At 67.9% G+C, this 18,718-nt stretch carries 17 protein-coding genes; 11 read left to right on the top strand and 6 right to left on the bottom strand.

The features are described from left to right. Positions 1–47: 47 nt before the first annotated feature. Genes tssM through IM543_10475 form a run of 3 tightly spaced genes read left to right on the top strand, consistent with a single transcriptional unit; the run spans position 48 to position 5,565 of the window. Positions 48–3,827: a type VI secretion system membrane subunit TssM gene (tssM, locus tag IM543_10465; GenBank protein QOY96205.1), complete on the top strand. Its 3,780-nt coding sequence runs from the start codon at positions 48–50 to the stop codon at positions 3,825–3,827. Further along, complete coding sequence (gene tagF / locus IM543_10470) at positions 3,827–4,792, top strand: type VI secretion system-associated protein TagF (GenBank protein ID QOY96206.1); 966 nt, start codon at positions 3,827–3,829, stop codon at positions 4,790–4,792. The genes tssM and tagF overlap by 1 nt, the downstream gene beginning before the upstream one ends. Before the next feature lie 38 nt (positions 4,793–4,830). After that, positions 4,831–5,565, top strand: a complete 735-nt coding sequence (locus tag IM543_10475) for an OmpA family protein (GenBank protein ID QOY96621.1) — start codon at positions 4,831–4,833, stop codon at positions 5,563–5,565. Between the two features lie 49 nt (positions 5,566–5,614). Here IM543_10475 and IM543_10480 read toward each other — a convergent pair whose 3' ends face one another. The 3 genes from IM543_10480 to tssJ are packed head-to-tail and all read right to left on the bottom strand — an operon-like array spanning position 5,615 to position 8,348. After that, a complete protein-coding gene (locus IM543_10480) occupies positions 5,615–6,376 on the bottom strand; it encodes a DotU family type IV/VI secretion system protein (protein ID QOY96207.1) in 762 nt (253 codons plus the stop codon). Continuing rightward, positions 6,373–7,731: a type VI secretion system baseplate subunit TssK gene (gene tssK / locus IM543_10485; GenBank protein ID QOY96208.1), complete on the bottom strand. Its 1,359-nt coding sequence runs from the start codon at positions 7,729–7,731 to the stop codon at positions 6,373–6,375. The genes IM543_10480 and tssK overlap by 4 nt, the downstream gene beginning before the upstream one ends. Positions 7,732–7,784: 53 nt before the next feature. Continuing rightward, entirely contained in the window at positions 7,785–8,348 is a 564-nt protein-coding gene (gene tssJ / locus IM543_10490; protein ID QOY96209.1) for a type VI secretion system lipoprotein TssJ, read from the bottom strand. Between the two features lie 198 nt (positions 8,349–8,546). Here tssJ and IM543_10495 point away from each other — a divergent pair, with 198 nt between their 5' ends. The 7 genes from IM543_10495 (at position 8,547) to tssA (ending at position 15,996) form a co-directional block, all read left to right on the top strand. Then, complete coding sequence (locus IM543_10495; GenBank protein ID QOY96210.1) at positions 8,547–9,119, top strand: hypothetical protein; 573 nt, start codon at positions 8,547–8,549, stop codon at positions 9,117–9,119. 54 nt (positions 9,120–9,173) lie between these two features. Next, positions 9,174–9,686: a type VI secretion system contractile sheath small subunit gene (gene tssB / locus IM543_10500; protein QOY96211.1), complete on the top strand. Its 513-nt coding sequence runs from the start codon at positions 9,174–9,176 to the stop codon at positions 9,684–9,686. After that, positions 9,686–11,173: a type VI secretion system contractile sheath large subunit gene (gene tssC / locus IM543_10505; protein QOY96622.1), complete on the top strand. Its 1,488-nt coding sequence runs from the start codon at positions 9,686–9,688 to the stop codon at positions 11,171–11,173. The genes tssB and tssC overlap by 1 nt, the downstream gene beginning before the upstream one ends. 31 nt (positions 11,174–11,204) lie before the next feature. Then, the gene (locus IM543_10510) at positions 11,205–11,696 is read left to right on the top strand and encodes a type VI secretion system tube protein Hcp (protein ID QOY96212.1); all 492 of its coding nucleotides are present in this window, start codon (positions 11,205–11,207) and stop codon (positions 11,694–11,696) included. Between the two features lie 108 nt (positions 11,697–11,804). Beyond that, the gene (gene tssE, locus IM543_10515) at positions 11,805–12,278 is read left to right on the top strand and encodes a type VI secretion system baseplate subunit TssE (GenBank protein QOY96213.1); all 474 of its coding nucleotides are present in this window, start codon (positions 11,805–11,807) and stop codon (positions 12,276–12,278) included. 49 nt (positions 12,279–12,327) lie between these two features. After that, complete coding sequence (gene tssH / locus IM543_10520) at positions 12,328–14,970, top strand: type VI secretion system ATPase TssH (GenBank protein ID QOY96214.1); 2,643 nt, start codon at positions 12,328–12,330, stop codon at positions 14,968–14,970. A 9-nt stretch (positions 14,971–14,979) separates the two neighbouring features. Then, positions 14,980–15,996: a type VI secretion system protein TssA gene (gene tssA / locus IM543_10525; GenBank protein QOY96215.1), complete on the top strand. Its 1,017-nt coding sequence runs from the start codon at positions 14,980–14,982 to the stop codon at positions 15,994–15,996. A gap of 55 nt (positions 15,997–16,051) precedes the next feature. Here the strand turns inward: tssA and phaP are convergent, their stop codons facing one another. Together phaP and IM543_10535 are read right to left on the bottom strand one after the other, a co-directional pair. Next, a complete protein-coding gene (gene phaP, locus IM543_10530; protein QOY96216.1) occupies positions 16,052–16,627 on the bottom strand; it encodes a TIGR01841 family phasin in 576 nt (191 codons plus the stop codon). A gap of 48 nt (positions 16,628–16,675) precedes the next feature. Further along, entirely contained in the window at positions 16,676–16,873 is a 198-nt protein-coding gene (locus tag IM543_10535; GenBank protein QOY96217.1) for a hypothetical protein, read from the bottom strand. A 123-nt stretch (positions 16,874–16,996) separates the two neighbouring features. On the opposite strand from IM543_10535, the gene cueR reads away from it, so the two are divergent. Beyond that, on the top strand, positions 16,997–17,395 hold the full coding sequence (gene cueR, locus IM543_10540) for a Cu(I)-responsive transcriptional regulator (protein QOY96623.1): 399 nt from the start codon (positions 16,997–16,999) through the stop codon (positions 17,393–17,395). Here the strand turns inward: cueR and IM543_10545 are convergent. After that, a complete protein-coding gene (locus tag IM543_10545) occupies positions 17,392–18,609 on the bottom strand; it encodes a hypothetical protein (GenBank protein QOY96218.1) in 1,218 nt (405 codons plus the stop codon). The two genes, cueR and IM543_10545, sit on opposite strands and share 4 nt — an antisense overlap. Positions 18,610–18,718: the final 109 nt, after the last annotated feature.

Below are 18,718 nucleotides of genomic sequence, written 5' to 3' on the forward strand. Positions count from 1 at the left end.
AGCATTTCCTTTAGAACATTCCTATAACCCACCATCCTGCTCCCGCCATGGCACGAATCTGGCAGTTCCTGACCGACAGCCGAGTGCTGGTCGCGATCGGCATCGCTGCACTAGCGGCTTGCCTCTTCATCGGCGCCGACCTGATCGGCATCGACCCCATCTGGGCCCTCATTGCAGGGCTCGTACTACTCGCCTGCTGGGGCATCTGGTGGGCGATCCGGCGCCACCTCCGTGGCCGCGCGGCCCGGCAACTGGGCGAGGCCATCATCCCCGGCGGCGAGGCGCTCGTGCATGCGGGCGATGGCGCGGCCGGCGAAATGGCCGTGCTGCGCAAGAACATGCTGGAGGCGATCGCCACCATCAAGACCTCGAAGCTGGGGCTGACGCGCGGCGCCGCAGCCCTCTACGAGCTGCCGTGGTACATGATCATCGGCAATCCCGCGGCCGGGAAGAGCAGCGCGATCGCCCGTTCCGGACTGACTTTCCCGATCCCGGGGAGCAAGGCCCTGCAGGGCGTGGGCGGCACCCGCAACTGCGACTGGTTCTTCACCACCGACGGCATCCTGCTCGACACCGCCGGCCGCTACTCGGTGCAGGACAAGGTCCAGGAAAGCGACCGTGCCGAGTGGTTCAGCTTCCTCGATTTGCTGAAGAAACACCGTGGCAAGGCGCCCATCAACGGCATCCTGATCGCGGTGAGCGTGGCCGAACTGGTGGCGGGGCCGACCAGCGCCTCGCACGAACTGGCCAAGAGCCTGCGCACCCGTGTGCAGGAGCTGACCGAGCGCCTGGGCGTGCATGCGCCGGTGTACGTGGTCTTCACCAAGGCCGACCTGGTGGCCGGTTTTACCGACTTCTTCGCCGACACCGAGCGCGCCGAGCGCGACCGCATCTGGGGCGCCACGCTGCGCTACAACCGCCGCAGCGCGCCGCAGGACGTACTGGGCTTCTTCGACGAGCATTTCGACGAGCTGTACGACGGCCTCAAGGAGATGAGCCTGGCGAACATGGGCGCCAACCGCAGCACGCAGATGCGCCCGGGGGTGTTCACCTTCCCGCTCGAATTCGCCGCCATCAAGACGCCGCTGCGCGCCTTCCTGTCGACCCTGTTCGAAGAAAACACTTACCAGTTCAAGCCGGTGTTCCGCGGCTTCTACTTCACCAGCGCGCTGCAGGAAGGCAGCGTGCAGGACCTGTCCAGCAAGCGCGTGGCCAGCCGCTTCGACCTGGCCCTGCGGGAGCAGAAGGGCGGCGAAGTGGCCGAGCAGTCCGGCTACTTCCTGCTCGAGCTGTTCCGCAAGGTGATCTTCGCCGACAAGGACCTGGTCAGGCGCTATACCAATCCGCTTGCCGCGCGCTGGAAGGTGGCCGCCTTCTTCGGCGCCACCATCCTGCTCGGCTGCGCGCTGGGCGGCTGGAGCTGGTCCTACATGGGCAACCGCCAGCTGGTGGCCAATGTCCAGTCCGATCTCGACAAGGTGGCCAAACTCCAGGCCGGCCGAGTCGACCTGCAGTCGCGGCTGGAGGCGCTCGACATCCTGCAGGACCGCATCGAGCAGCTCGACAAGTACCGCAAGGAGACCCCGTGGGCGCTCGGCTTCGGCCTGTACCAGGGCGAGGCGCTGGAGCGCAAGCTGCGCGACGAATACTTCGCCGGGGTGCGCGCGGTGATGGTGGAGCCGGTGACGGCGGCGCTGGAGGGCATGCTGGCCGAGGTCAACGCCAATGCGGCCCAGCTCACCCCTGGCGCCGCCCCCGATGCGGCCAGCCCCCACCTGGTGTCGGCGCAGCCGGCAAGCAGCCAGTACCAGAGCGTCTCCGCCACCAGCGTGGCCGATGCGTATAACGCCCTCAAGACCTACCTCATGCTGGGTGACAAGAGCCGCGCCGAGCCGGGCCACCTGAACGACCAGCTTACCCGCTACTGGCGCACCTGGCTGGAAGCCAACCGCGGCAACATGCCGCGCGAGCAGATGATCCGCAGCGCCGAGCGCCTGCTGACCTTCCACCTGTCGCAGGTGCAGGACCCCGCCTGGCCGCAGATGACCCTCAAACTGGGCCTGCTCGACAACACCCGCGAGCACCTGCGCCGGGTGGTGCGCGGCACCCCGGCGCGCGAGCGGGTCTACAACGACATCAAGACCCGCGCCGCGACCCGCTTCCCGGCGGTGACGGTGGCGCGCATCGTTGGCGAGCAGGACAGCGGCCTGGTGGCCGGCAGCCACGCGGTCAGCGGCGCCTTCACCCGCGATGCCTGGAACAAGTACGTGCTCGGTGCGATCCGCGACGCATCCAGCAGCGAGGCGCAAAGCGCCGACTGGGTGCTCAAGACCGTGTCCAAGGACGACCTGACCCTGGAAGGCAGTCCGGAACAGATCCAGAAGGCCCTGATCGAGCTGTACAAGGCCGAGTATGCGCGCGAGTGGCTGAAGTTCGTGCAGGGCGTGGCGATCGCCGACCTGAAGGGCTTCGACGGCAGCGTGCAGGCCATGAACCGCCTGGGCGATCCGCAGGCCTCGCCGATCGCCAAGCTGCTGCGCATGATCTACGACGAGACCGTGTGGGACAATCCGGGCGCCGCCGGGACGGGGATGAGCAAGACCGAGCGCAGCTTCGCCGACTGGTTCAAGGAAGTGATCCTGCGGCGTGCGCCGTCCGACGCGCGCACCCTGGCCAATGCGGTCGACCCGGCCGCGCTGCTGGGCGCCCAGGGCGGCGCCGGCGCCGGCCCGATCGGCCGCGAATTTCTCGGCGTGGCGCGCCTGGTCGGGGTCAAGGAAAAGGACGCCTCCCTGATGAGTGGCTACCTGGATGCGCTGTCGAAGCTGCGTACCCGCCTGAACACCCTGAAGAACCAGGGCGACCCCGGCCCCGGCGCCAAGCAGTTCATGCAGCAGACCCTGGAAGGCAACGGTTCCGAGCTGGCCGACGCGCTGCGCTACGTCGACGAACAGATGCTGACCGGGATGAGCGACACCCAGAAGGCGGCGCTGCGCCCTCTGCTGGTGCGTCCCCTGATCCAGACCTTCGCCATGATCGTGCTGCCGTCCGAGGCCGAGATCAACAAGACCTGGCAGCTGCAGGTCGTCGAACCCTTCCAGCGCACGCTGGCGACCAAGTACCCGTTCGCCGCCGGTTCCAGCGTCGAAGCCACGGCAGGCGAGATCGGACAGATCTTCGGGCCCGAAGGCCAGGTCGCCAAGTTCGTCAACACGGCGATGGGACCGCTGGTCGTCAACCGCGGCGGGGTGCTGGCCGCGCGCACCTGGGCCGACGTCGGCATCACCCTGGCGCCGCAGGTGATATCCGGCTTCCCGGGCTGGATCGCGCCGCTGTCGGCGAATGGCGTGGCCGCCGACGGCGGGCCGCAGACGGTGTTCCAGATCCTGCCGCAGGCGGCTCCCGGCACCCTCGAGTACACCCTCGACATCGACGGCCAGCAGCTGCGCTACAAGAACACCCTGCCCACCTGGACCAACATGGTGCACCCGGGCCCGCAGGGCGTGGCCGGCGTGCGGATCTCGGCCGTGACCTTCGACGGCCGCAGCGTCGAGCTGTTCAACGAACCCGGGCAGGGCGGCTTGAAGCGCATGATCGATGCCGCCCAGAAGAAGAGGAAGGACGGCGGCGTGTTCGAGCTGCGCTGGAGCGCGGGGAACGTGGCGGTGACGGTGGACCTGAAGATCGTCAGCAGCGCGGCCGCCAACGGCGACGGCGAACAGGGCCAGGGTTTCCGCGGCCTGAAGCTGCCGACCGCCATCGTCGGCCGCGCCCCCGGGGAAGCCTTGACCCAGCCGGCGCTGGCCGCGGCTTCCGGAGACCAGTGATGCGCGGCCCGGCTTCCGAACGGATCGGCTACTTCGGCAAGATCCCGGCACGCGCCGACTTCGTCAAGCTGGCCGACGACCCGGCCGCCATCGCGATGCTGGACCGCTGGCTGGCCCAGGTGATGACCCTGCTGCCCTCGGATGCGCGCTGGCGCATCAACTATGACGCCATGCCCCCGGTCAGTTTTGCGCTGGTGGGCCCGGCGCGCCGCCATGCCATCGCCGGCCACCTGCTGGCCAGCCACGACCAGTCGGGGCGGCGCTTTCCCTTCCTGGCCGCGCGTACCTATGCCGTGTCGGACCCGGTCGCCTTCGTGACCCGCTGCCCGCTGGCCTTCGCGCCGCTATGGACGTTTCTCGAGGCGCTCTGTCCCCGGGTGCTGTGCGACGCCGATCCCGGCCCGCACCTGCAATCGATCGCGGATGCCACGGTGGCGCTGGGCGAGGCCGAACCGACCCTGTCGCACCTGCTGGCCAACGGCACCGTCGGCTCGCTCGGCGCACTCCTGGGGGAACGCCAGCTCGCGCGGATGGTGCTGGCCCTGGGCCTGCTGCTGCAGCCGGTGATGCATAGCCAGCCGGCCGAACTGCACAAGAGCCTGGTGCTGCCGCTGCCGCACGACGCCGGCGCGCGCTACGCGGTGGCGGCCTTCTGGCTGCAGCTCGCCGCGCCCTTCCTGCGCCGCGCCAGCTTCGACCTGGCCATCTTCATCACGCGCCAGGAGGGACGGCCGGTGCTGGTGGTGGGCTTCTGCGCGGCCCTGGCCGAGACCCTGCAGGCGCTGGTCGACCCCTTGGTCGGCGCCGAGCAGCAGGTGCGCCTGGGCGACACCGGCTGGATCGACGAGCAGCTCTACATCGATACCGACGTGCGCTCGCTGGCCAGCTACCTGGCGCAGTCCGACCTGCCGCTCGGACTGGCGCGTGACATGTTCATGAAGACCTTCATTGGAGCCGCGACGTGAGACGATCCCTGACACCATCCGCGCATTTATCCGTATGCATGCTGCTTGCCGCGCTGGCCGGCGCCGCCCACGCCCAGCCGGAGGCGCCGGTCGTCGTCAGCGGCACCGTGGCCGACGAGGCCACCCGCGCCGCGCTGCTCGACCGCCTGCGCATCGTCTACGGCGCCTCGCGCGTGGTCGACCAGCTCTCGGTCGGCACGGTGGCTGCGCCGGCCAACTGGAACGAGTACGTGGCCAGGCTGATCAACCCCGACCTGAAGCTCATCAAGAGTGGCCAGCTGAAGGTCGATGGCAGTCATGTCAGCCTGCGCGGCGACGTCGCCAACGAGGAACAGCGCCAGAAGATCGCCGGCAATATCGCCGCCAGCCTGAACCCGACCTACACCGTCAACAACGGGTTGCGGGTCGCGGCGTCGCAGCAAAGCGTGCTCGACGCGGCGCTGGCCGACCGCATCATCGAATTCGAATCGGGCAAGGCGGCCCTGACCGAGGCCGGCATGCAGGTGCTGGACCAGATGAGCGCCGCGATGCAGAAGCTCGAGGGCTCGAAGGTCGAGGTGATCGGCCACACCGACAACGCCGGCTCGCGCGCCGGCAACCTGTCGCTTAGCCAGGCCCGCGCGGAGGCGGTCAAGGCCTATATCGTCGCGAAAGGCATTCCGGCGGAATCGATCGCGGTGTCGGGCGAGGGCCCGGACCGGCCGGTGGCCGACAACCGCACGCCGGAAGGGAAGGCGAGGAATCGCCGGATCGAGTTCAAGGTGATCCAGTAGACCTGGGCGCAAGCCCAGGCCCCGGCGCCGGCCGGGGCCTACTTCAATACTAGGGCAGGCTGATCGTCACATGCGCCGCCTTCGGCGGCAGCTTCACCAGGTCGTTGTACTGCGCCATCTGGGTTCCGGTCTCGTTCGACAGGGCGGTACGAAAGCCCAGGTAGGCCCCCAGCCCCGCCACCATGAACACCGCTCCCAGCACCCACAGCGACAGGTCGCTCTGCAGCCGGTTGACGACCTGGTCGGGCCGCTCGGCGTGCGGGGCGAAGCCGCGCGTGCGGCCGCGCATGCGGGCGATCTCGTCGCCCAGGCGCGCCACCAGGTAATCGAGCTTGTCGCGTCCGTCGAGCGCGTACCGGCCCTGGAAGCCGAGCAGCAGGCACATATGGAAGACTTCGAGCGCCTCCACGTGCACCTGGCCCTTGGCGCGCAGGTCTTCCAGGCGGTGGAAGAAGTGCTCGCCCGCCAGCTGGTCGCCGAACACGCGCAGCTGCAGGGGCCGGGTTTCCCAGGCGTCGCGCACCTCGTAGGTGGAGCGCAGGATGATCTCGTCCACCGCCGAGCAGAACGCGTACTTGGCCGCGGTCACGTCCTCGGCCGAGATGCCGAGCGCCTTGGCGTTGCGGTCGACGTCGGCCAGGAAGCCGGTCATGTTGTCGGAAAAGGCCACCTTGTCCTGCGGGCCGCAGCCATTCTTCAGCAGGAACAAGGCATAGAAGCCTTCGTACATGATGTCCACCAGGCGCTGCGGCGGACGCTCCGCCTTCTGGCCGGCTTGCGGCGCCGCGCGCCGTTCGACGAAGGCGTTCATGCCGCCACCGCGATCAGTTCGAGGCGCAGGTCGCGAATCCCGTTCGGGACATAGATCGAGATCGCCTGCGATTTCAGCATCGTTTCATACAGCATGCCACGGTTCTCCAGGATGAAGTAATAGGTATCGGGCCGCACCGGCACCGCCGCCGGCACTTGCGGCGCGTGCACCAGCTTCACGCCGGGCAGGGCCGACAGCACGAACTTGTCGACGTCTTCCGGCGCGCCCACCTTGAACTGCAGGGGCACCACGTCCACCAGCTGCAACGCCGGCATGTCGGCCGCCACCGCCAGGTAGAGCGTGGTCTGCAGGTTGATCCGTCCCGAATCGAGCGCGCCCAGGTAGTAGGAAGGGCGCTCGCGGTTCAGGGCGATCGTGAAATAGCGCGACGAGATCACGGTGTCGAGCAGGTCGCGGATGATGCCGTCCAGGCGCGCGAATTGCGGTCCGGGATCGGCGTGCACGTAGGCCGGCAGGTCTTCCAGCCGGTAGCTGCGCGAGTAGGTCATCAGGCCGCCGGCCAGGGCCAAGAGCTCGCCGAACAGGCGCTCCGGGTGCAGGTCGCGGTGGCCGAGGTAGTGCGACAGCGCGGCGTAGCCGGTGCTGGCCGTGTGCAGCAGCCAGAAGGCCGAGACGTCGCCGCCGCGGATCTCGATCACGTTCTTGCTCGGTTCGCGCATGTGGCCGTACAGGGCATTGACCTTGGCCAGCAGCTTTTCCATCAGCCGCGCCAGGTTCAGGTGCAGGCCGGGCGCGGCATCGACCGACAGGCTGGGCGGCACGAAGGAAGGATCGGCCTCGAAGCCGCCGGTGGGCACCCGGCGCAGCCGCAGCAGCGGGAAGCTGTCGTAGGCTTCCAGCGGCTCGGTATCGGCCACCAGGCGCAGCGACTTGCGCAGGTAGGTGATCGGGGCTTCGGCGGCGCGCGTGTACAGGTCCTGGGTCTCGCGTTCGTGGCTGGTGTAGCGCGCATCGCGCCCCGCACTGGCGTCCGGCGCGGCCTCGGAGGCATGGTTGTCGCCCCAGGCCTTGAGCGCCGGCAGGGCCGCATGGAAGGTCACCGTCTGCACCCCGGCGGGCAGGTCGCCCAGGCGCACCTGCAGCGGCAGCGGATCGCCGTCGGGGGCGCGGTAGACCTCGCCGTCGGGGAACAGCAGGGACAGCTCCTCGACCCGCAGGACGTCGTGGCGCAGCGCGTCGTAGTCGACCACCAGCTTGCGCACGCCCCAGGCGTAGGGGTGGAGGGCGCAGGCGGTCTGGTTCAGGCGCGCCTCGTGGTAGCGGTCCTGCTGCTGGAAATGCTGGGGCCGCAAGAAGAGTCCCTCGCCCCACAGTAGCTTCGCTGGCATGCTCATCGACTTCGCCTCCGGCTCCAGAAATTCCTAGCTTGGCGGAAACAACGCCGGGTTCATTGACAGCGCACAGAAGAAAGCTTCGCCGCCGTGCTGCTGCCGCCGACGGTGAGGGCACAGGCATGCAGGCCGATGTTCACACCCTCGCGCTCGGCATCGGCCGCCGCCACGCTGGCACGCCAGCGCCCTTCGGCGGGACGCTGGAACAGGGCCACCAGCGCCAGGTGCCCGGCCTCGCGCCCGAGTTTTTCGCTGACCTCGTAGCGTTGCCCGGGCACCAGCATGATCTCGCGCACCTCGATCAGGTCGCTGCCCAGGCTCGCACGCTCGGCCTGCGGATCGAGGAAGGCGGCGTAGGGCGCCCGTTCGAAGGCATCCTTGCGGCGCAGTTTGTACAGGCGTACCGCGAGGGCGATCGGCTGGCCGCGCCCGTCGAGGTTGAGCCTGGGCGAGGCATGCAGGCGCAGCGCCACGGTGCGCGGCGGCCTCAAGGCCTCCGGCAGTTCGGGTGGCTTGCGCAGGCCGGTGGCCTCCAGCGCCGTTGTCGCGAGCCCGTTGCTGCCGCAACCGGCCAGGGCGCAGGCTGCCAGCACGGCCGCAAGGAACGAACTTGTTCTCATCGCGATTTCCTTTACTCATTATTTTCAGGGTCAAGCACGGATTGAACCGGACTGGTGCAGGCCTGCCGTGATCACGCGCAAGCGCAAGACGAGAACATCGGAAAGGAGGCGAACGCTGCTTTGGTTGACAGTGCGCAATTTCACAATAACGCTCATGCGAATAATGGTGGCTGGCTTAACTGTCGTGGAGAAACCAGCATGATGCACAAACGATTGATGCCCTTGATTGTGGGAGTCGCCGCCCTGGCCGGGTGCGCCAGCGCACCACCCGCCGCGCCGGTCAAGTCGACCGCGGCGGTGGCCGAACAGGTCTTCACCGAGGCCGATGCCGCCATCGCGGCCAAGCAGGAAGAGAAGGCCTACGCCATGCTCAAGGCCGCGGCCGACGGCCACCCGGTCGACAAGCGGCCCTGGGTCAAGATGGCGCAGATCCGTTTCAATGCCGGTGTCTACGGCGAGGCGATCACCAACGCCCACGAGGCGCTCGAGCGCGACCCGGACGACGCGCTGGCGAACAGCATCGTCGCCGTCAGCGGCCTGCGGGTCGCGAGCGAGGCGCTGGCCGACCTGACCCGCCTGAACAACCTGAACGGCGACGTCAAGAGCGAGGCCCAGGACCTGGCCAAGCTGCTGCGCACCACGCTGGGCGAACCGGTCCTGTTCAAGCGGGCCGACGCGCCCAAGCCGCCCCCGCCGACGCGCGCGCGCAGCACCTCGGCGGCGCGCAAGCCGGCCGCCGCCAACAGCGATCCGTTCGCCGGACTGAAGTGACACCACGCGGCCGGCGCCGCCGGCTGTTCCATCCCCCCGCAACCTGGAGTCGTTATGGCCAAGAATGAAAGCGTGCAGAAGCGCTTGCAAAAGGTGCGCGCGCCACGCGTGCAGATGACGTATGACGTCGAAATCGGCGACGCCATCGAAAACAAGGAATTGCCCTTCGTCGTCGGCGTGGTGGGCGACTTCGGCAACGACCCGGCGCAGGAAAAGAAGCGCCTCAAGGACAAGAAGTTCGTCAACGTCGACGCCAGCAATTTCGACGAGGTGCTGGGGGCCGTGGCGCCCGTGGCGAGCTTCCGGGTCGACAACCACCTGTCGCCGGAGGGCGGCCAGTTCGCGGTCCAGCTGCAGTTCAAGGAGATGGACGACTTCCGCCCCGAGTCGGTGGTGCGCCAGGTGGCGCCGCTGAACGGCCTGCTGGAGGCGCGCACCAAGCTGGCCGACCTGCGCAACAAGCTGGCCGGCAACGACAAGCTCGAGGACATTCTCAGCGAAGTGCTGGGCAATACCGAGAAGCTGGCCAGCCTGAAGAAGCAGGACAAAGCCGAAGGGGAGGCATGATGGCGGCCGTCCTCGATACCGCCAAGGCGGCGCCGGCAGTGGAGCTCGACGCCTCGCTGCTCGACCAGATCGTCGAGCAGAGCCGGGTGGCGAAATCCAGCAGCGAGCACGAGCGCGCGCGCGACATCATCTCGGAATTGGTGACCCAGGTGATGCAGGGCACCATGGTCATGTCGAACAATCTGTCGGCCATGATCGATGCGCGCCTGGCGGAGCTGGACCGCATGATTTCCCAGCAATTATCAAGCGTGATGCACGCGCCCGAATTCCAGAAGCTGGAGCGCAGCTGGACCGGCCTGCATTACCTGGTGAGGAACAGCGCCACCTCCGCCAACCTGCAGATCCGCATGCTCAACGCCAGCAAGCGCGAGCTGGTGAAAGACTTCCAGTCGGCGCTGGAATTCGACCAGAGCAGCATGTTCAAGAAGGTCTACGAGGAAGAATTCGGCAGCTTCGGCGGCGCCCCCTACGGCACCCTGATCGGCGACTTCGAGATCTCGCGCCAGCCCGAGGACATCTATTTTCTCGAGCAGATGTCGCACGTGGCCGCCGCCAGCCATGCACCCTTCATCACATCGAGCGCGCCGGAACTGTTCGGCATCGACAGCTTCGGCGACCTGGGCAAGCCGCGCGACCTGGCCAAAGTCTTCGACACCGTCGAATACGCGAAGTGGAAGGCCTTCCGCGAATCCGAGGATGCCCGCTATGTCGGCCTGACGCTGCCGCGCTTCCTGGGCCGCCTGCCGTACAACCCGATGGACGGCATGAGCACCGAGGGCTTCAACTATGTCGAGGACGTGGACGGCAGCGACCACCAGAAGTACCTGTGGTGCAACGCCGCCTATGCCTTCGCCTCCAAGCTGACCAAGGCCTTCGAGGACTACGGCTGGTGCGCGGCGATCCGCGGCGTCGAGGGCGGCGGCCTGGTGGAAAACCTGCCGGCCCACACCTTCAAGACCGACGAGGGCGAGGTGGCGCTCAAGTGCCCGACCGAACTGGCCATCACCGACCGCCGCGAGAAGGAGCTGTCCGACCTCGGCTTCATCTCGCTGGTCCACTGCAAGAACACCTCGTATGCGGCCTTCTTCGGCGCCCAGTCGGCCCAGAAGGCCAAGAAGTACAACAACGAGGCGGCCAACGCCAATGCCGTGCTGTCCTCGCAGCTGCAGTACATCTTCGCGGTCTCGCGCATCGCCCACTACATGAAGGCCATGATGCGCGACAAGATCGGCAGCTTCGCCGCCGCCTCGAATGTAGAGGATTACCTCAATCGTTGGTTAACCCAATATGTGCTCCTCGACGACAACGCCAGCCAGGACCAGAAGGCCCAGTTCCCGCTGCGCGAAGCCAGCGTGCAGGTGTCCGAGGTGCCGGGGCGCCCGGGGGTGTACCGGGCGGTGTCCTTCCTGCGCCCGCATTTCCAGCTCGACGAGCTGTCCGTTTCGCTCCGACTGGTCGCGGAGTTGCCGCAGTCGACCAATAGCTAAGCAGTCCTTTTCAACCTGAATGGAGTAGAACATGGCAATTGACGTATACCTGCAGATCGACGGGATCAAGGGCGAATCGATGGACGACAAGCACAAGGACTGGATCGAGTGCCTGGCCGTGGACTGGGGCGTGAAGCAGCCACGTTCGGCCACCGCATCGACCGGCGGCGGCCACACCGCCGAGCGCTGCGAACATGAGGAAATCAGCCTGAAGAAGCTGGCCGACCTGGCTTCGCCGATCCTGCTGCAGACCTGCTCGGCCGGCAAGACGATCCCGAAGGCCAAGCTGGAATTCATGCGCGCCGACGGCCAGGGCGAGCGCATCAAGTACTTCGAGATCGAGCTGGAGAACGTGCTGATCGGCGGCGTCAAGCCGAGCGTGGCGGAAGGCTCGATCATCCAGGAAGAGGTCAGGCTGAAGTTCTCGAAGATCAAATGGAAGTACACCCAGCAGAAAATCGGCGGCGGCTCGGGCGGCAACACCTCGGGCGGCTGGGATCTGGCGGCCAACAAGGTCGTCTGAGCTCCACCGGGGTCGCCGGCCGGCGCACCGGCCAGGCGGCCCGCTCGTGCGCGGCGCACGCGGCTCGACACGCGGCGCCGCGCCGTTTTTCAATACCCTGGAGGACGCATGAAGGGCTACCAGCCCGGCCTGCTGGACCGCCTCATGGACGAACGCCCGGACGCCGGCGCCGGCACCGCGTTCACGGGCGAGCAGCTCAAGGACAGCGTGGCGCGCGACCTGGAAGCGCTGCTCAACACGCGCCTGGCCTTCGACCCGGCGATCCTGAACGGCTACCCGGAAGCGCGCGGCTCGCTGCTGCACTACGGCCTGCTCGACTTCGCCGGCTACTGCCTGAGCAGCAGCGTCGACCGCGCCGCGGTCTGCGCCAGCATCCAGGACGCCATCGCGGCCCACGAACCGCGCCTGCGCGAGGTCAGCGCCACCCTCGAACTGGCGCAGGGTAGCGTCAATCGCCTCAACTTCATCATCCATGCCCGCCTTGGCCTGCCCGACAGCAGCGAGCCGGTCCACTTCAATGCGGTGCTGCAGCCTTCGTCGCTGCATTACGCCGTCAGGCGCACGGTCCGGCCGCGCGCCTAGACGCCCCGGGCCGCCGCCTTTTCCTTTTCAACCACGAGGACGCGACACGATGGACATCAATCTCAAGACCCTGATCGGCAAGCTGAACGACACCACGCGCGCCGCCGCCACGCGCGCCGCCTCGATCTGCGTCGGCCTGGGGCAGTACGAAGTCGAGGTCGAGCACCTGTTCCTGGGCCTGATCGAGCAGCCGGGCAGCGACCTGTGCGTGATCGCGCAGGCATGCGACATCAGCCTGACGGGCCTGGAAACCGACCTGCGCCACGAGATCGACCGCTTCGCCACCGGCAGCGCCCGCACGCCGGTGTTCTCGCGCCACCTGCCGCTGCTGTTCGAGCATGCCTGGCTGATCGCCTCGCTGGCGACGCCCGCCGACGGCCAGCCGAACCAGATCCGCAGCGGCCACCTGTTGCTGGCGCTGCTGACCGAGCCCTCGCTGTCGCAACTGGCCTTGCGCGCCTCGCCCCTGTTCCGCAAGTTCCCGGTGGACCGCCTGAAGCACGACCTGCACAAGCTGACGCGCGGCTCGCAGGAAGCGCAGCCGGCGGCGGTCGAGCAGCTTGAAGCGCCGGGCGACGCCGCGGACGAGATCGCGGCCGGCCCGGCGCGCGCCACGCCGGCGCTCGACCAGTACACCACCTGCCTGACCCAGCGCGCACGCGACGGCCGGGTCGACCCGGTGATCGGACGCGATCCGGAGATCCGGCAGGCGATCGACATCCTGATGCGGCGCCGCCAGAACAACCCGATCCTGACCGGCGAGGCGGGCGTCGGCAAGACCGCCGTGGTGGAGGGCCTGGCGCTGCGCATCGCACGTGGCGACGTGCCCGAGGTCTTGACCGGCGTCGAGATCCATACCCTCGACATGGGCCTGCTGCAGGCCGGGGCCAGCGTCAAGGGCGAGTTCGAGAATCGCCTGAAGAACGTGATCGACGAGGTGAAGAAGAGCCCGCACGCGATCATCCTGTTCATCGACGAGGCGCACACCATGATCGGCGCCGGCGGCGCCGCCGGCCAGAACGACGCGGCCAACCTGCTCAAGCCGGCGCTGGCGCGCGGCGAGCTGCGCACCATCGCCGCCACCACCTGGGGCGAATACAAGAAATACTTCGAAAAGGATGCCGCGCTGGCGCGCCGCTTCCAGGTGATCAAGGTCGAGGAGCCGGACGAGGCCACCGCCTGCGCCATGCTGCGCGCCATGGCGCCGCTGATGGAGAGCCATTTCGGGGTGCGCATCTACGACGACGCGGTGAGCGAGGCGGTGCGCCTGTCGCACCGCTACATCAGCGGGCGCCAGCTTCCCGACAAGGCGATCAGCGTGCTGGACACCGCCTGCGCCAAGGTCGCGCTGGGCCAGAGCGCCACCCCGGCGGCGCTGGAAGACTGCAGCCGCGGCATCGAGCGCATCGACGCCCAGATGGCCGCGCTGCAGCGCGAGGCCAACGCCGGCGCCGGCCACGAAGACAAGCTCCTCGAACTGCGCCAGCGCCGCGGCGCCCTCGACGACGAGCGCATCGGCCTGCAGCGGCGCTGGGACGAAGAGCAGAAGCTCGCCGCCGAGATCGGCGAGATGCGCGCCGCGCTCGAGGACGGCCGCACCCAGGACGCCGGCGAACTGCGCGTCCGCGTCGACCGGCTGCGGGCCTTGCAGGGCGAGTCGCCGCTGGTGCCGGTACAGGTGGACGGCCACACGGTGGCCGAGATCGTCGCCAGCTGGACCGGCATTCCGCTCGGCCGCATGGTGAAGGACGAACTGCATACCGTGATCAAGCTGCAGTCGCTGCTGGACGAGCGGATCCTGGGCCAGTCGCATGCCAGCCAGGCCGTGGCCCAGCGGGTGCGCACCGCGCGCGCCAACCTGGATGACCCGAACAAGCCGAAGGGCGTGTTCCTGTTCGTCGGCACCTCGGGCGTGGGCAAGACCGAGACCGCGCTGGCGCTGGCCGACATCCTGTACGGCGGCGAGCGCAAGCTGGTCACCATCAACATGAGCGAATACCAGGAGGCGCACAGCGTGTCGGGCCTGAAAGGCTCGCCGCCCGGTTACGTGGGCTATGGCGAGGGCGGCGTGCTGACCGAGGCGGTGCGCCGCAATCCCTACAGCGTGGTGCTGCTGGACGAAGTGGAGAAGGCGCATGCCGACGTGCTCGAGCTGTTCTTCCAGGTCTTCGACAAGGGCGTGCTGGACGATGCGGAGGGTCGCCAGATCGACTTTCGCAACACCATCATCATCCTGACCTCGAACGTGGGCTCGAGCCAGATGATGCAGGCCTGCCTGAACAAGCCGCTGGACGAGGTCCCGGCCCCGGACCAGCTGGCGGAACTGATCCGCCCGCAGCTGATGAAGCACCTCAAGCCGGCCTTCCTGGGCCGCTTGAGCGTGGTGCCGTTCTACCCGATTCGCGACGAGGTGCTGACCAGGATCATTCGCCTGAAACTGGACCGCATCAGGGCGCGCATCATGGACAACCACCGCGCCCGCTTCGAGTACGACGATGCGCTGGTGGCGGCGGTGCTCAGCCGCTGCACCGAGGTCGACTCGGGCGCGCGCAACGTCGACAACATCCTGAACGGCACCCTGCTGCCCGAGATCGCCGACAGCGTGCTGGCGCGGATGGCCGAGGGCGGCGCGATCACCCGGGTCAAGGTGGGCGCGACCAGGGCCGGCAAGTTCAAGTACGCGATCGAGTGAGGAGCACCCATGCGCGATATCGACATTCAGCTGGACAAGCTGCTGGCCCCGATCAGTGCGGACCGGCCCTGCGGCGACGACCTGGCCTTCTCGCCCGAGTTCGACGCCATCAACCGCGCGCGCCAGGCCGACGACCCGTCGATCGAACAGGGCGCCTGGGTCACCACGCTCAAGGAAGCCGACTGGAAGTTCGTGTCCAGGCGCTGCGCGGAGCTGATCGAGACCCGCAGCAAGGACCTGCAGCTGGCGGTCTGGCTGGCCGAGGCGATGGCCAAGACCGATCGGCTGGCCGGCCTGGCCGGCAGCCTGCGCCTGCTGGCCGCCCTGTGCGAACGCTACTGGCTCGAAGTCCACCCCTTGCCCGACGAGGATGGCCATGAGCGCCGCATCGGCAACCTGGCCTGGATCGCCGCCCGCCTGGCGCCGCTGGTGAAAGAAGCGCCGGTGGCCGAAGGAGTCAGCATGATGGCCTGGGAGGCGGCGCGCACCCGCGGTCCGGAGGCGGTGGCGGAGCTGGAAACGGCGCGCGCCAAATCGACGCCGGCCGCGCGCCAGGCGCTGCTTGATAGCGCGCAGGAATGCCTGGCCGCGCTGGCCGAGCTGGAGCGCGTGGTCGACGACCGGCTCGGCGCGGACGGGCCGAGTTTCGGCGCCGGCCGCGCGGCGCTGCGCGACTTCGCCGACCTGGTGGCGCCGCCGCCGGCGCGGTCGGCGCAGGCGGCCCAGGGCGCGGCAGCATCGGGGCCCGCGGTGCCGACGGTGCCGGCATCCGCTGCCCCGACGCGGGTCCGGGTGATGACGCACGAGGGTGAGCTGCAAAGCCGCGAACAGGCGCTGGCGCAGCTGCGCGGGGTGGCCGAGTTCTTCCGGCGCACCGAGCCGCACAGCCCGGTCGCCTATCTGGCGGAGAAGGCGGCGCGCTGGGGCGAGCAGCCGCTGCACGCATGGCTGCGCTCGGTCATCAAGGACGATGCCTCGCTGGCGCGGCTGGAGGAGCTGTTGGGAATCGAAACGGAAGGGGGTTGAAAGAAAATTTCACCAAAGTAACTCGAGTGAAATTTTCTTTCATGGGACCGGCTGACTACTCAGCCGGTTTTTGCGCGCCCGGCTGGACCATCGAGCTGGCCTTGGCGATCTGCGCTTCGACGGTCTGCACCGCCTGGCGCGTGGCCTGGGTCACCTGTTCGTAACCCTTGAAGGCATTGTCGATCGCGGTCTTGATGATCTCGACGGCGTTCTCCGAGCCCGGCTTGACGTTCTGGGTCACGTCGTAGATCAGCGCCGACAGGGTGCTCTTGGCTTCCGCCACGTGGGTGTCGGCGGCCTGGCGGAATTCCTGGTGCATCTCGTCGATGATCGACTTGAGCTGCTCACGGTATGCCGCGGCGCCGGCGGCGCCAGGCTGCATGCGCGCATGCAGGGCCGCGATCGCGGCCTTCGGGTCGCCAGGAGCCGACAGGCCCGCGGCCAGGCCCGCGGCCATTTGCTGGCCGGCGGCGATCGAGCCTTCCATCGAGCTCTTTGCTGCATTCATGTTCAGCGCCACCACTTGCTCCACGCCCTTCACCGTCTTGTCGGCAAGGGTGTTGAAGGTTTGCATCTGCAGGTCGAACAGGGTCTTGGTCGCGTTGGCGAATTGCTCCGGACTCGTGAACATCGGTGTCTCCTCAGTATTGGAATAGATGGGATGCGCCTTGCCACCCCATTATTTAGCAACAATGAGTTTTTCGCAACGCGCGTCCCGGTAGGGTCCGGCGAATTTTTCCCAACCCGGACCTAGCGGGGTCTGGGAGCAGGCGAGGGCGCCGTTGAGCTTGCTACGCCACTGGAAATACGGGGCCGGCGCGCCGAGGGCGGCCTGGCTGGCGAGCCCGAGCGCAAGAAGGAAGGCGAGAGGTTTCATGTCCTGCCGAGCTTACCGTACCCTTGCGCCAAGTCAAGCATGTCTTGACCTTGCTACTGTGGGAAGGTATATCCTGCACCTGGATACAACAGGAGACGACACATGCACGCAGTTGCAAGGCATCTGAACATCGGCGAGGCGGCCAGCGCCTCCGGCGTCTCGGCCAAGATGATCCGCCATTACGAATCGATCGGGCTCATCGGCGCGGCCAGGCGCACCGAAGCCGGCTACCGCGTCTACAGCCAGGAAGACGTGCGGGTGCTGCAGTTCGTGCAGCGCGCCCGCGCGCTCGGCTTTTCGCTCGAGCAGATCGGCAAGCTCCTGAGCCTGTGGCGGGACCAGGACCGGGCCAGCGCCGACGTGCGCGCCCTGGCGCGCGCCCACATCGCGGAACTGGACAAGAAGATCGCCGAGATGGAAGCGATGCGCCGCACGCTGGAGGCGCTGGCGGCGTCCTGCCATGGCGATGCGCGCTCGAGCTGCCCGATCCTCGACGACCTGGCGGCTAGCGGCGCGTCCTAGGGCTGTGCGGGCAGTGCGATGGCGCGCGCGCGTTCCAGGTCGGGAAAACCGGTGACGCGGTAGCGCTGCGGCCAGGCATCGGGCAGCGCCTGGATCAGCTGCCCGAAGGCGGCCTGCAGCGCGTCCCAGGACACGATGATCAGTTCCTGCATCTGGTCGCCGTCGAGGTCGACCAGCGCCACGCGGTCGGTGCGCGGCAGCAGGGCGTCGACGCCGCGCGTCCAGCTGCACATGCTGTACTCGATGTCCCGCGCAGGATCGCGCATCACCTTGTAACTGGCCACGAAGACGTCGGTCCCGCTTTTCTCATACAGCGCGTCCAGGGTCTCCTTCTGCGCGGCGTAGTCACCGAACAGGTATTGCCGCCCCAGGCTTTCGAGCCCGCTGCGCACGGACGCATCGTCCGGCACGTGGGCGACGGCGCGTCCGTTCTCGTAGCGGTACATCAGCGCCGACACCGGCCGCGTCTCGGTGTCGGCGATGCGCCGGGCCAGCGCCACCATCGCGCGCACGGCCTCGATGTCCTTGCCCGAGGCGAGCAGCAGGGTGCCGCGCGCCGGCACCATCGCCAGCGGATTGGCGCCGGCGATGCGATGCGCCAGGTCGGGCAGCAGCAGCCGCGATGAATCGTAGGCGTCGCCCCAGTCGCCCGCGAACACGCCGCGCTCGACCTGGATGAAGCGGTCGACCGTGGCGTCGCGCAGGTTGTCCATGGCGGCGGCCAGCGCCTCGTCGCTGGAGACGCCCCATTGCGCCAGCTGGTCGGAGCGGAAGGATTGCATCGACTGTTCGCTGTCGACCATCAGGGTCAGGATGGTGTCGCTGCTGAAGGGCCGGAACAGGAAGGCCGACGCGGCCTGCGGATCCTTGTCCAGCGCCATCAGGCGCAGGTATTCGGCCAAGCCGCGTCCGCGCAGCACCGGCATCAGGCGCGCGCGCACATCGGCGAAGCTGGCGGGAAGCTCGCTGCGCTCGATCAGCGACAGCACGCGCTCGAGCTGGCGCGCGCGTTCCGGCTTGCCGGCCGCGCAGTATTCGGCGTACAGCGTATGCAGGTTGATGGCATGGCCCCCGTCGGCGCCCAGCAGCAGCCGGAAACCTTCCTCGTCGAAGCGGACCGCCTCGCCGGGATGGTGGATGGCCAGCTTCTTCAGCAGCAGCGCGGCATAGCCGCGGGGCGAAGGGGGCCTGCGAAGGAAATCGAAGAGGGACATGGGCGCAGTCTAGGCAGATTCGCCGTGGCTGTCCAAGTGCATGGCATAAAACGCAAAACGCCGTAAGCCTTTTTCAAAGCTTACGGCGTCTTGCGGGACTTTCGTCCGG

The sequence above is a fragment of the Massilia sp. UMI-21 genome (genome assembly GCA_015277795.1).
Lineage (GTDB): Bacteria > Pseudomonadota > Gammaproteobacteria > Burkholderiales > Burkholderiaceae_D > Telluria.

Coding starts and splice junctions, on each gene's coding strand:
- tssM (QOY96205.1), top strand. CDS start 48: ATGGCACGAATCTGGCAGTTCCTGACCGACAGCCGAGTGCTGGTCGCG.
- tagF (QOY96206.1), top strand. CDS start 3,827: ATGCGCGGCCCGGCTTCCGAACGGATCGGCTACTTCGGCAAGATCCCG.
- IM543_10475 (QOY96621.1), top strand. CDS start 4,831: ATGCTGCTTGCCGCGCTGGCCGGCGCCGCCCACGCCCAGCCGGAGGCG.
- IM543_10480 (QOY96207.1), bottom strand. CDS start 6,376: ATGAACGCCTTCGTCGAACGGCGCGCGGCGCCGCAAGCCGGCCAGAAG.
- tssK (QOY96208.1), bottom strand. CDS start 7,731: ATGAGCATGCCAGCGAAGCTACTGTGGGGCGAGGGACTCTTCTTGCGG.
- tssJ (QOY96209.1), bottom strand. CDS start 8,348: ATGAGAACAAGTTCGTTCCTTGCGGCCGTGCTGGCAGCCTGCGCCCTG.
- IM543_10495 (QOY96210.1), top strand. CDS start 8,547: ATGATGCACAAACGATTGATGCCCTTGATTGTGGGAGTCGCCGCCCTG.
- tssB (QOY96211.1), top strand. CDS start 9,174: ATGGCCAAGAATGAAAGCGTGCAGAAGCGCTTGCAAAAGGTGCGCGCG.
- tssC (QOY96622.1), top strand. CDS start 9,686: ATGGCGGCCGTCCTCGATACCGCCAAGGCGGCGCCGGCAGTGGAGCTC.
- IM543_10510 (QOY96212.1), top strand. CDS start 11,205: ATGGCAATTGACGTATACCTGCAGATCGACGGGATCAAGGGCGAATCG.
- tssE (QOY96213.1), top strand. CDS start 11,805: ATGAAGGGCTACCAGCCCGGCCTGCTGGACCGCCTCATGGACGAACGC.
- tssH (QOY96214.1), top strand. CDS start 12,328: ATGGACATCAATCTCAAGACCCTGATCGGCAAGCTGAACGACACCACG.
- tssA (QOY96215.1), top strand. CDS start 14,980: ATGCGCGATATCGACATTCAGCTGGACAAGCTGCTGGCCCCGATCAGT.
- phaP (QOY96216.1), bottom strand. CDS start 16,627: ATGTTCACGAGTCCGGAGCAATTCGCCAACGCGACCAAGACCCTGTTC.
- IM543_10535 (QOY96217.1), bottom strand. CDS start 16,873: ATGAAACCTCTCGCCTTCCTTCTTGCGCTCGGGCTCGCCAGCCAGGCC.
- IM543_10545 (QOY96218.1), bottom strand. CDS start 18,609: ATGTCCCTCTTCGATTTCCTTCGCAGGCCCCCTTCGCCCCGCGGCTAT.